10 protein-coding genes are annotated in these 12,640 nt (G+C 43.1%); 1 reads left to right on the top strand and 9 read right to left on the bottom strand.

Translation table 11 applies throughout. The annotated features are described in order from the left end of the window. Positions 1 to 20: 20 nt before the first annotated feature. Positions 21 to 938, bottom strand: a complete 918-nt coding sequence (locus IV64_RS09780) for a LysR family transcriptional regulator (protein WP_237757336.1) — start codon at positions 936 to 938, stop codon at positions 21 to 23. 161 nt (positions 939 to 1,099) lie between these two features. Between IV64_RS09780 and IV64_RS09775 the strand changes: the two genes are divergently transcribed. Next, positions 1,100 to 3,490: an NAD(P)H-dependent oxidoreductase gene (locus IV64_RS09775; RefSeq protein ID WP_057707059.1), complete on the top strand. Its 2,391-nt coding sequence runs from the start codon at positions 1,100 to 1,102 to the stop codon at positions 3,488 to 3,490. Between the two features lie 215 nt (positions 3,491 to 3,705). Here IV64_RS09775 and IV64_RS09770 read toward each other — a convergent pair whose 3' ends face one another. From IV64_RS09770 to rimM, 8 genes are all read right to left on the bottom strand, one after another. Further along, complete coding sequence (locus IV64_RS09770; protein WP_057707058.1) at positions 3,706 to 5,211, bottom strand: hypothetical protein; 1,506 nt, start codon at positions 5,209 to 5,211, stop codon at positions 3,706 to 3,708. Then, complete coding sequence (locus tag IV64_RS09765; protein WP_057707057.1) at positions 5,162 to 6,904, bottom strand: hypothetical protein; 1,743 nt, start codon at positions 6,902 to 6,904, stop codon at positions 5,162 to 5,164. The genes IV64_RS09770 and IV64_RS09765 overlap by 50 nt, the downstream gene beginning before the upstream one ends. 156 nt (positions 6,905 to 7,060) lie before the next feature. Continuing rightward, the gene (locus tag IV64_RS09760; protein WP_057707056.1) at positions 7,061 to 7,927 is read right to left on the bottom strand and encodes an SPFH domain-containing protein; all 867 of its coding nucleotides are present in this window, start codon (positions 7,925 to 7,927) and stop codon (positions 7,061 to 7,063) included. A 122-nt stretch (positions 7,928 to 8,049) separates the two neighbouring features. Then, positions 8,050 to 9,213 (bottom strand): amidohydrolase, encoded by a 1,164-nt coding sequence (locus IV64_RS09755; RefSeq protein WP_057707055.1) that lies wholly within the window; start codon positions 9,211 to 9,213, stop codon positions 8,050 to 8,052. A gap of 11 nt (positions 9,214 to 9,224) precedes the next feature. After that, positions 9,225 to 10,481, bottom strand: coding sequence for a hypothetical protein (locus IV64_RS09750; protein WP_057707054.1), 1,257 nt, complete (start codon positions 10,479 to 10,481; stop codon positions 9,225 to 9,227). A gap of 341 nt (positions 10,482 to 10,822) precedes the next feature. After that, the gene (gene rplS, locus IV64_RS09745) at positions 10,823 to 11,179 is read right to left on the bottom strand and encodes a 50S ribosomal protein L19 (protein WP_057707053.1); all 357 of its coding nucleotides are present in this window, start codon (positions 11,177 to 11,179) and stop codon (positions 10,823 to 10,825) included. Positions 11,180 to 11,295: 116 nt separating this feature from the next. Next, entirely contained in the window at positions 11,296 to 12,036 is a 741-nt protein-coding gene (gene trmD / locus IV64_RS09740; protein ID WP_057707052.1) for a tRNA (guanosine(37)-N1)-methyltransferase TrmD, read from the bottom strand. Next, positions 12,036 to 12,560 (bottom strand): ribosome maturation factor RimM, encoded by a 525-nt coding sequence (rimM, locus tag IV64_RS09735; RefSeq protein WP_057707051.1) that lies wholly within the window; start codon positions 12,558 to 12,560, stop codon positions 12,036 to 12,038. Before rimM ends, trmD begins: the two co-directional genes overlap by 1 nt. Between the last annotated feature and the right edge of the window lie 80 nt (positions 12,561 to 12,640).

The following is a 12,640-nucleotide window of genomic DNA, read 5'->3' as shown; positions in this document are numbered from 1 at the left end:
TAAACTGATTATTTTAAGCTTCAACAACCTAATCCGGTCAATCCAACCTGCTTTATTATTGAAACGGTTTCCTCGATAAACTTAGAAGTCGAACTGGATTCACAGTATGACACACCAACGTCTAAAGAGAATTGGTCGATTGGTAACTTCAGCCCGTTAATGTCCCCAATTTTGGGAAGATTCTCAATAATCTGTTTCATCGTAATCGTATACCCACCCCCACTTGCAGCAAGTAAAGTCGCTAACATCGTATTTTGAACTTCCACGACGTTTCTAACCCGCACACCATTATCCTTTAAAAAGTGATCAATCATTTCTTGAAACCGTGATTCTTGTGAAATGGTTATGAAGGGCGCGCCATTCAAAATTTTAATGTCATCACTTACACTATCTCGGTATAAATGCCCCCGCTTAAACAGTTTAGAATACTCCGGAATCACTAAATAAAGCGGAATCCGTCCCAAACTTGAACTATTAATTTTTTCATTGTAAATAACCTTTCCAATAAAAATATCAATTTTTCCAGATGGTAAGTCGCGTTCAGCAATACTAGTCGTTTCTTCAACAATCTTGATGTGTAACGCCGGAAAACGCCGTTGAATTTTAAACAATAACCGTGGCATCCAAAAATTAGCAAATCCGGGGTACACAGCGATGGTCAATGAACCACCCTGATGCTCCGAAAGTTGTTGCATTTCTGATTGCATTTTCCGATCAATTAAAACTTCCTCCTGCAAATATGCTAAGACCCGTGTCCCGGCATACGTCAGACTTATTGGCGTTAAGTTTCGATTAACAAGTTTCATCCCAAAGTCGGCTTCGGTTTCCGTTAGTAGGCGGCTAATATAGGGCTGACTGACATAGCACGCCTTCGAAACTTGCGTAATCGTTGAATACTTCGTAACGCCTTCCAAAATGTCTTTTAATTTATCATTCATCACACTCAATATTAGGCCCCTTTCTATAACTAATCAGTTATAGTCATATGCCGATAAGTACTTTTACTTTAACAGAAAACGGTTTCATAATGAAGGAGAACTAATTAGGAACGCTTAATTTAACAAGACTTGTTAATAATAACACAAAGGTTGGTGAAGTAATGAAACTCATTGGTATAACAGGAACTAACGCTGACTATTCATTCAATCGCTTCCTACTAAAATACATGAAAAGTATTTTTAGTGACCGGGCAAAAGTCGATCTCATTGAAATCAATCAATTACCGCTTTTTAATGAAAATAATTGTCATAACGTCCCGGCATCCGTCAAAGAAATCTCGCAACGAATCGACGATGCTGACGGTGTCATTATCGCAACTCCGGAATACGATCACGCCATTCCAGCTGCCTTAAAAAGCATGATTGAATGGCTGTCGTGTACTAGTCATCCCTTTAAAGACAAACCCGTCATGGTCGTCGGGGCATCTTACGGTAGTCAAGGAACCTCGCGTGCCCAAATCAATTTAAAACAGATTTTGGACTCCCCCGGCGTCAACGCCCTAGTACTTCCAGGTAATGAATTTTTATTAGGAAACTGTCGGGATGAATTTGATGCCAATCACAAGTTAAAGAATAAACAAACTATCGCATTCTTAACGGAATGTTTCGATAACTATCTAGATTTCATTCATAAAATGGTCCCAGATTTAACTGAGGAGGAAACCGATATGAACTATGTTGATAAAATTGCTTGGAGTACCACCTATGACACGCTGGTACTCGGATTTGGTGGTGCTGGCGCTACTGCAGCCCGCCATGCCGCGGACAGTGGTGCCAAAGTATTGTTAGTTGATGCTGCACCCGCTGGCCACGAAGGCGGTAACACCCGCTACGCTGCTCAAATTTTAGCTTCTGGAGATGACGTTCCCGGATTAAAAGCCTACTACAAGGCCATGACCGCACCATTTGATCTCGATGAAAAGATGATTGATATTTTCGTTAAAAAAATGGTTGATTTTCCTAACTATCTCCAAAATTATTTAGACGTTAAACCGTATAGTTTCAAGCACAGCGGTGGTCAATTATCCGCATTTGCCAAAAGTGTTATCTCAGAATTTCCAGAACTTGCAGGCGCGGATTCAACGGACGCTTTGACCGTGCATAACGGAATCTTTGATGCGGCACTTTGGAAGATTATTCGTCAAAAGGTACTTGACCGTTCTGATTCAATTGATGTTTGGTTGAACTCCCGAGCAATGCATTTAATTCAAGATCCAATCAGTAAAGTCATTTTGGGTGCACAAATCGATCGTAATGGGAAAACTTACAATATTCGTGCAAAAAACGGGGTCGTTTTAACCGTTGGTGGCTTTGAAAACAATAAAGAGCAAATTCAAGATTACCTTGGCGAAACAAAATTATCACCACTAGGTACCCTTTACAACCGTGGCGATGGCATTCGAATGGCAGCCGAAGTCGGTGCTAAATTATGGCATATGCATAATTACGAAGCGGTTGGCTTCCTTCATGGACTCGCCTTTAAGGTTCCAGACGGAAAGCGTGCGCGCTTGATTCTCGACTACTGGCCAGATCTATATACCGGAAGCATTTTAACCATTGCGGACGATGCGACCCGTTACTTCAAAGAAGACGAAGAATGCCGTCACGGCCATATTTGGGACCACGGAACTTGGCGCGTTCCCCGTGCAAACCAACATCCATACTTGATTTTTGATCAGGCTCAGTTAGAACAAATTAAGGCCAATAAAAACATCCCTTACTCTGATTTCTTGGATACACTAGTCAAAGCCGATAGCATCAAGCAGTTAGCACAAAAGCTCGGTGTTGATTCGGACAACTTGGTCAATACTGTCACTAACTTCAACTTATTCGCTGAACAAGGAAAAGATTATGAATACCACCGTGCACCGGCATCCATGCGTAAATTTGATAACGGCCCCTTCTATGCAGCTGCGTTAACCCATACGATGCTCAACACGCAAGGTGGGCCAAAACGAAATGCGAATGCAGAAATCATTGGCTTAAATGGTGAACCCGTGCCCCATCTTTACGGTGCTGGTGAATTAGGTGGGATCAACACTAACCTGTATCAAGGTGGGAATAACTTAGCAGAATGCCTCATCTTTGGTAAAATTGCTGGTGAAAATGCAGCCAAACCTAAGGATGATACTACTACCTCAAATAATCATGCCGAACCAAGTGAAGTCGGTAATGTTGCGCCACAAAACGACCTTGCACAAACCAACCTCGATGACATCGACTTGGAATCGAATCAATATTTAGGGGTTAGCGACCAAGGGATTGGCGGTCGCGTTGTTGTTCGGGTCACCTACGATGATAGTAAGATCAAAGATGTCGAGGTTATCGAACAAAACGAAAGTGAAGACTTTGGGTTAAAAGCGGTTGAGGAACTGCCTAAAAATATGGTGGCTAATAACACCTACGATGTCGACGGTATTTCAGGGGCCTCCGCCTCAAGTCGAGCACTGAAGAGTGCTGTTAAAAATGCACTTGCTAAAGTCAGTGAATAATTATACTTTTGAACCGCTTAAATGTAGATGAGATTTAAATCAGATTGTCACACCTTTCCAGCAAATTTAATTTTTAGGACTTAAAAAACAAGCAAAGCCGTAACCACGCAGTCAATCGATTGCAGGTTGCGACTTTGCTTGTTTTTTCTCAACTTTAATTAATCCTTTTCCCCTAGCAAATCACACTCACGAAGCTTAATGAGGCTTACCCACGTTTAAATTGTCTGGTAAACACGCGTCCATTCAACTTGCAAGTCACTATCTAGCTTGTCAATATGCTTACCTTTTGAGACAGTGCTACGTAGTACCTGAAACGATCTGAACGACATATCTACGATTCCGACAAAATTAATACGCAATAAAGCTTGGACATTGGCCCCATTTTGAATAATACTGTCTGCTATGTCAACTGTTTCAAAAGTTGCAGTTGCAGTCAATATTAATTTCTGTAAATCCATTTTATTTGCGATGGGTATACTTTCTTTCCAAGTCTTTCCATAGTAAAAATGATTCTTATAAACCCAATATAAACGTACCAGTGTTTCCATTATGAGAACGGGTATCGCTTGGGCAGTAAACGCCCGACAATCCAAGCCTTGTTTATAGAGCCATTCAAAAACCTCCGCAAAACTTTTATTGTCACCCTTAATATTTACACTACCAAAATTCAATTTTTGTGTCAGTTCATAGAAAGGTGCGGGTAGCCCTGCACCACGCCCTTTGCTACCACTTGCACCTGAAACATCTGAACAAATATGACCAAACCAATTTTGCGCCGCTGCAATTACTTTTGTTGGACCTGTTTGGCTAGTCACGGCTTTCGACTCTGCAGAGTCTGTTACGACGCGAACCAGCTGTCCACCACTCAGAAAAGTACTCTTCCCATCCATTTGATCCAAAATACCAGAAATTAGCCCCAAAGGACCAGGATCATGAGCCATTGATAATAAATGATGGTTAGCTGGGTTCATATTTTTAACGACGCCCTCAATTACTTTGCCATTATTCGAGGCATCATATGACACTTTATGGTGCTTTTCCAACCACCGGATTGCTTGACTTGGAGAATCCATTTTTTTACCAGATTCAAACGAAGCATATTTTTTAACAAATGTTTGATAAACGTTATCGACACCTTTGCTCAGTCGGCCTTGTTCATCAACTGTTTTTGGATTATTGCCATCAGTTACTGACCCTACTAAGAAGGCATCCATTAAGCCACCGATAATGCCAACAACACCAGCAAACGCATAGTCCCATTTATCCAGTCTCGTCTGCTCATATTTTTCACTCAATCTCGTGCTTAATTGATTGATTTCAACTTCACTCAGTCCAGATAAGTATGGGTTGCTTAGGTCTAAATTGCATTTTTCGGCGTATTCTTCGCTTTGCTCAATCAAAGAATCAAAATCATGACTCGTTTGCATGTACGTTAATGGTTCCAAATCAACTTTTTCGTTAAGCACCGGAATCTCTTCATCATAATCCTCAAGATCGTCAAGATTTAAATCATCAAGATCTATATCATCTAATGAATCCAATAAATCATCCAAACGTTCAGCTTGATTATCATTTTTTTCTGATAATTCATCAACCATCGACGTCAATTCTTGTGTCCGATGAAGTGCCTTTTCAGCTTCATCCTGGTTTACTGACAATACTTCTGCTGTTTTATTCAGGTTGCTGTTCAGATTCGTCATCTTGTTGTTCTGATTTGTCATCCGTATACCTCTTAATAAATGAATTTGCCATTCCTTTAACTTTCTTACCGGCAACCTTAGTATTGGCCATTGTAGCTGCTTTAGTATATTCAATACTATTTAAACGATTTAACAACATGCTCAGACTACGTACTGATAAGTTAGCTTGTAAATTATCCTCATCGTCATAAAGTCCTAAAATCTGAGTTTCAATTTCGTTACCAAACGTATGTGACTGTACCAAATCATGTAATTTTTCACGGTCAATTTGTACTGGTATTTCTGAAATGAGTTGTTCACGGTTAGCCGAAATACGCTCTTGATCCATTTTTGTTCCTACTTTTGAACGATTTCTAACACTAGCAATCCAACGTTCTGCTCTTTCCAGCTTAACTTCATTACTTTCATTCTTACTCATTTCATCAGCAATCTTATCGGTCATATAATTAATATCTTTCATAATGATTTGTTGAGAATTAGATAGCTTAATAACTTTTGCCTGCAAAAGTTCATTTCGATAGGCATATTTCGACTTTTGTGAATTTGTTAAGTATTCAACACCCTTGTACGCCGCTACACTAGCAGCACCAATTCCTACCACGGCGAGCCCTAAGCCCCCCGTACTCATCGTCATAAATGCCAGGGTTCCAAGACCTGCTTCACCAAATGCACCTACACTCGCACCGGTTACTGCTAACGCCAAAAGTGACGCTCCGACAGAAGCACCAGAGGCCGCTAGCTTTTTAGTTAGTTCCTTGACCTCATTGTCAGTTAACTTTTCATTTAATTGTCGCCTAGTTAACTGCTGGTTACGGGCAAAAAACTTGGCTTGATCTGAACTTACATTCGTTACTTGCAAGACAGTTGCCAATTTAGGCTCCTCTTCCCAGCCAGCTAAATCATCATCACTAAATGTCGATAAAATATCATTGACTAAAGATTGAAAAATTGTGGGCTGACTACCTTCCGGAATAAATGTTTTCAAAGCCTCTACCTGAGATGCAAGCGTTTCATGTTCTGATTCCATTCTATATACTCTTAACCGCTGGTCCATTTCGCTAGATACATTTAATTGACTCTGTAACATTGTGTAATTGCGTAACTCATGGTCGCCAAAGTTATTTTCTGGGCCAACTAAATAAAGATAAATTATCTTTAAGTACTGAAATACAGCATCCTCCCCTAAATCCGTCAAAGTCTGACCGTGATCCGTTTCTTTAATGTTTTCACTATCAGCATTTTCATTAAAATCATTTAAAACTTTATCAACACACGCTAGTACGTCACCATCAGTCTTTGTACTCGTTGATAAGTAGTGTGTTTCAGCTTCCTCATTATCATCTTGATATTTCCATTCAAGCCGATATTCTTTAACTTCTTTTCCTTTATCATTTGTCGACGTATTAATCACATAATCAATACTTTGTAGACGCGCTAAATCAATTTTGCCACTAGGGTCACCAAATGAGCCTCGAATCATGCACCATTTTCCTGTAAACACCGCGCCTTCTTTACCACTACCAAATATTGTCGAATCTAAAACCGCAGTAATTAAATTTTGATTGATTCCCGCGCCAATTACTTTAGCTGCGTTGGTCAACTGCTTCTTCTTTTTGCCTTGCAACTGTTCTGAGTCATATGCTTTTATCCCGGCTAACTCAAACTCATTTTGTAATGAGCTCACTTTTTGTGTCAAAAATTGTTCTGATTTCATGCAAACACCTTCTATATTTATATATAAATAATTATACTATAATAACGCTTACATAATTCCTTAATTACTCACTTTTCTCCTCACTAGAGACATACAAAAAGACTGGGCTACTAAGACTAACCCAGTCTTCCAATACTTTATACTATTCACATATATTTAATTCACATTCGACGTATTAATCACCGGCTGTGACCCACGTTCCGACACAATCGTGACCATCAAATTATTAATTAACTGGATCTTTTTTTCATCTGATAATGTCATACCAGTATCCTCTTCTAACCGCTGAATCGTCTCTTCAGTAATCGATACGGCCCCTTCAACAATTACCTTCCGCGCAGATAAGATAGCGGATGACTGTTGCCGTTGCAGCATCGCACTCGCAATTTCCGTCGCGTATGCCAAGTGGGTCAAGCGCGTTTCCACGATTTCCACCCCGGCCACGTTCAACCGTTCCTGTAACTCTTCCGTTAAACGGTCCGAAACTTCCGTTGGATTACTCCGTAGCGTGATCTTTTCCTTATCGTCAAACGTATCGTAAGGATACTCAGATGCCACGTGCCGAATTGCGGATTCACTCTGAATTTCCACAAATTGTTCGTAGTCATCCACCGCAAACAGCGCCATGCTCGTATCGACCACTTTAAACACGATCACCGCCGCAATTTCGACCGGGTTTCCGCGTAAATCGTTCACCTTCAAAATGGCACTATTAAAGTTACGCACCCGTAGTGAAATTGCAAATTTACTAGTTAGTGGCACGGTCATAAATAGCCCCGAATCACGAATCGTCCCAATGTATTTTCCAAAGAACGTTAATACCCGCGCTTCATTTGGACCCACGATGGTCAGCGAACTTGCCCCGAACGCCGCAATAATGATCAGCAACGCCCCTAAAAATACGTTAAAGATCTGATCCCCAGTTGCGCCCAGCCAAACGAGCCATCCCCCGGCCAGTACGAATAAGACTGCTAGGACCAATCCAATGTACCCATTAATATGAAAAACTTGTTTTTCTTTCAATGATGGTCACCCCTTCAATGCCTCTTATTATAGCATGCGTACCCGCTTAGGTTCGACTCTACAACGATGCAAAAGACGTCCCACTTGATTAGTGAAACGTCTTTTACATCATCATCTAATTTTTAAACCGCCTGGTCGACCGGATTTAACACCCCGGCTGAAACGGCTGCTAGCATTGCCTTCGCCGCCATCAAGTGGAACTTCGCCCCGTAAATCAGTCCGGCATCGTTGCAACTGTAGTTGGACTGGTGTAAGACGCCGGTCCCACCCGACCCAAGGAAACCGTAAAATCCGGGGACTCGTTCTTGATACAACGCAAAGTCATCGTCCGCATTGCAAGGATGCGCTGGTACGATGGTCACGGTGTCGGCCAACGCTTTCGCCAACACGTCCGTCAACGTTTCATCGTTATTGACACAGCTTGGACCACGGTCCCATTTGATTTCCGTCGTCTGACCATTCATCTTGGTCACACCCTCAACAATGTCGTAGAACCGTTCCTTGGCTAATTGACGGTTAGCCGCGCTGAACGTCCGGATAGTCCCCTTAAACTCCGCTGAATCGGGAATCACGTTAAACGTTGTCCCGGCTTGAACTGCCGCTAATGTCAACACCAACGGCGCATCCGGCGCAATGTTACGACTGCGAATCGTCTGCAACGCCGTGATCAATTCTCCCAGCGTGACGATGGGATCATGACTCGCTTCCGGCATCGCCGCGTGAGAACCGTGGCCCTTAATGGTGACGTCAAAGTTATCATTACTAGCCATCATTGGACCGGTCTTCAGCGCAAGTGTACCTACCGGGATATCTGGTTGGTTATGAAACCCCGCAATAGCTTGAACACCGTTTAACACGCCATTTTTAATCATGAGCTTCGCCCCGACGTATCCTTCTTCACCCGGTTGAAAAATCAAGCGAACGGTTCCGTTTAATTCGGCTTCATGTGCCTTTAGTAGCCGTGCGCCACCTAGTAACGCCGCGGTATGAAAATCGTGCCCACAAGCGTGCATATGGCCCTTTACCGTGGAAGCAAATGGCAACGCGGATTTTTCCAAAACGGGTAAACCGTCAATATCCGCCCGTAACGCGACGGTTGGTTCGCCATGGCCGATCTCAGCCACCACCCCGGTCGCCCCGGGATAGGGTAAAACGCGAACGCCTAAATCCGTCAACGTTTTCTTAATCAACGCGGTTGTTTTCACCTCGTGTAGTGCGAGTTCTGGATATGAGTGAATCTGATGACGTAACCCCGTCATCCAAGTCGTTAAATCAGTTGTTGTCATAAAAATGCCCCCTACAAAATCTTCAAGAATACCGATGCAATAATAACCGACGCGACTGACACGGTCGCAAACCCACCAACTAACATCTTTGGTAGCATATTATCGAGTAAATATTTCTTCTCTTTGTCAGTGGAACCCATGATGCTAACAACTTCGTGGGTCACAATGTAATCGGCTGGAAAACCGAACAACGCGGTCAGCGCGCTGGCAAAAGCCATTTCGCGACTGAACCCTAACGGCTTTGCTAATACAGCGGAAGCTAAGAACATGCCGAGAACACCTAAGATGATCAAGGTCACGATTGGGACTAAGATTCCTGACAACATGCTAACTTTAACGATGCTTAAGTTTGAGAAGATGTAGGCTAGTAAGCCGTACATTAACCAGTGGAACACGCCCGCCTTTTCAAGAACGGAATCTTCTAGGAAGCCAAATTGATGAGCAATAACACCGAAGACCAAGCAGACGATAAATGCGTTAATCGTGCCGTGTAATAAACTAGCGACCCATTCTGCCAATGCCGTGACGATGGCGACCTTAAATAACATAAAGGCTGGTGTATCGTAGGCATCGGAAATTTGCCAGCGCCGTAGCTTAAACCGAGAAAATGCTTTGCTTGGTGCAATTGCTGTTTCGTTGTCCCGCGCACTGTCCGTCACTTGGGCGGTCGTGTTGTTAGTCGCCCGGGCAACTTTGGCATCGTCAACGGCGACGACGGGTGCTGGATTAGCGTGATATTTCACGAGGAGGCGTTTGCTTTCACGCTTTAGCATCCATGACGTCAATGGGTAACCGAGCATACTATGTACAACGAACATTGCAACCGGATAGGCAACTAAAGCGGTAATGCCTTGGGCTTTTAACCCGGAAGTCATTAAGAAAGCAGCAACCAAGCCACCAGTCAAAGGTGGCACACTTGCGACAACGGTATGCCAACTAAATAGTAGGCTCCCAACACCCATGGCAAGGACCACGGTCCCAACTACACCGGCTAAGGCGATGGTCACGGCGCGCCATTGTTTAAGTAATAGCTTCAAGTCCATAAGGGTCCCCATGTGGACTAGCAAAACTGCTTGCGTAATTGCAATGAACTGAGTCCCAAAGGAAGCTTGGGGAACCACGTTTTTCGGTACGATCGTCCAGAATCCAATCAAAAATAGCACAGCCGTAATGAAAACTGACGGGATGAAGGCCCGAGAACGGGTTGAAACCCATTCACCTACCATGATAAAACCCATAACAGTCATTAGCGCAATAATTGCAGCCATAAGCATCACACTCCATTAAATTATTTATAATTAGTTGGTCATTCATTTTTCTAATTATATTTTAATCATAATCTAACAGATTGCTAACTTAATTACGACCCTTTTAGCTAATATCCGACTAAAGCCATTTTTAAAGCGGTTTCATCTTTAATTACAATTCCTTTTTCCACCCTTTCATTAAGAATCCAAATCAAAAATTGGACAAACTATCCTGACATTTTAAATTTAGAATCAATTTCAAATTACAGGTAACAAAAAACGGCTAACTGAAAATTCAGTTAGTCGTTCTTTGCGTTCAAATCAAGGCTTACGCCACTAATTCAAACTGATTACATTGTGATTTAGCCGCGACGACGTTCTGGGATACGTGCAGCTTTACCATGTAAGTCACGTAAGTAGTACAACTTAGCACGACGTACACGACCTTGGCGTACAACGTCAATGGCAGCAACCCGTGGTGTGTGTAATGGGAAAGTCCGTTCAACACCGACACCGTTACTGATCTTACGAACAGTATAAGTTTCGCTGATTCCTGAACCGTGACGCTTGATTACGACACCTTCGAATAATTGGATCCGTTCACGAGTTCCTTCAACAACACGGGCGTGAATACGAACCGTATCACCGGCACGGAAATCAGGGATATCTGTCCGGAGTTGGTCATTGGTGATCTTTTCGATCAATTTGTTTTGACGCATAATTTGTATCTTCCTTTCGCCGACATTCGTGACAACCTGGTCAGCGGAACATCGTTAATGGGCATAATAGCCAATAAATAGAATAACATATTCATTCTAAAGAATGCAAGCTAAATTTAGTGATCCAGCTCGTCAGCCTGGATGTCCGCCAGCATTTGGCGGGCTTTTCCAGACAGTTTCAAATCTTTTAACATATCGGGCCGACGCTCATAAGTCCGCTTGAGGGCCTGCGCTAACCGCCAGTCATCAATTTTGCCGTGATCCCCACTGAGCAGGATATCTGGCACGGGCATCCCCCGAAAATCAGCCGGCCGCGTGTATTGGGGGTATTCTAACAGGCCGCTAGAAAACGAATCACCGGGTGCAGATTCGGCGTTACCCAAAACACCAGGAATCAGCCGCACGGTTGCGTCAATCATCACCATGGCGCCTAATTCACCGCCAGTTAAGACGTAGTCGCCAAGTGAGACCTCATCCGTCACAAGTGACCGAATACGTTCGTCATAGCCCTCATAGTGGCCACAGATGAACGTGAGGTGGTCTTCTTTTGCGAAGTCCTCCGCCACGTGCTGGTTAAACTGCACACCCGCAGGATCCAACAAGATGACCCGCCCCTTGGACGGATGCTTCTTTTGAACGTCATCTAAGGCGTCAAAGATGGGCTGGGGCTGGAGCAACATCCCGGCTCCGCCACCATACGGATAGTCATCGACGTGGTTGTGCTTGTCCGTCGTGTAATCCCGAAAGTTCGTGACATCCACGTTAATGACGTCGTTTTCGATGGCGTTACCAATCATTGACTCGTGCAACGGCCCTTCAAACATTCCTGGAAACAGGCTTAAAATATCGATTTGCATTAGTCGATCAGCCCTTCCATTAGTTCAACCGTGACCACACCGGCGTCTAAATCAACCTTTTTAATCACTTGTGGAATTTTTGGCAAGAGGACGTCGTCTTGACCATGGTCACGTTGAACGACCCAAACGTCGTTGGCACCCGGTGCTAAAATTTCTTTGATCTTACCCAGAGTTTCACCGTCCGTCGTCACAACGGACAAGCCGATGATTTGATGATAGTAATATTCGCCAGCTGGTAACTTGTGTAATTCTTCAGCTTTTACCATGATGGTCCAGCCTTTGTACTGCTCAACATCATTAATGTTACCGAGCCCTTTAAATGTCAGGAAAAAGAGCCCTTTTTGTTGACGTGACGTGGCAATCGTTACCGTGACACCGTTCATGGTCTTGTCTGGTGATTTAAACAGAGTCACTTGTTGCCCCACTTTAAACCGTTTTTTAGGAAAATCAGTAATCACAACAACCTTCACTTCACCACGAATACCGTGCGTGTTGACTAACGTCCCAATCCGATAATAATCCATCTAGTAGCCTCCTTAAATCGTTCTATTTTTAATCTCATTATATTATTTTAAACTACTACAAATTAGTCCCTTGTAGCCTG

The organism is Lactiplantibacillus xiangfangensis (assembly GCF_001438845.1).
GTDB classification, from domain to species: domain Bacteria; phylum Bacillota; class Bacilli; order Lactobacillales; family Lactobacillaceae; genus Lactiplantibacillus; species Lactiplantibacillus xiangfangensis.
Note: the sequence above shows the minus strand (reverse complement) of the source record. Positions and strands in the feature narration are given on the sequence as shown.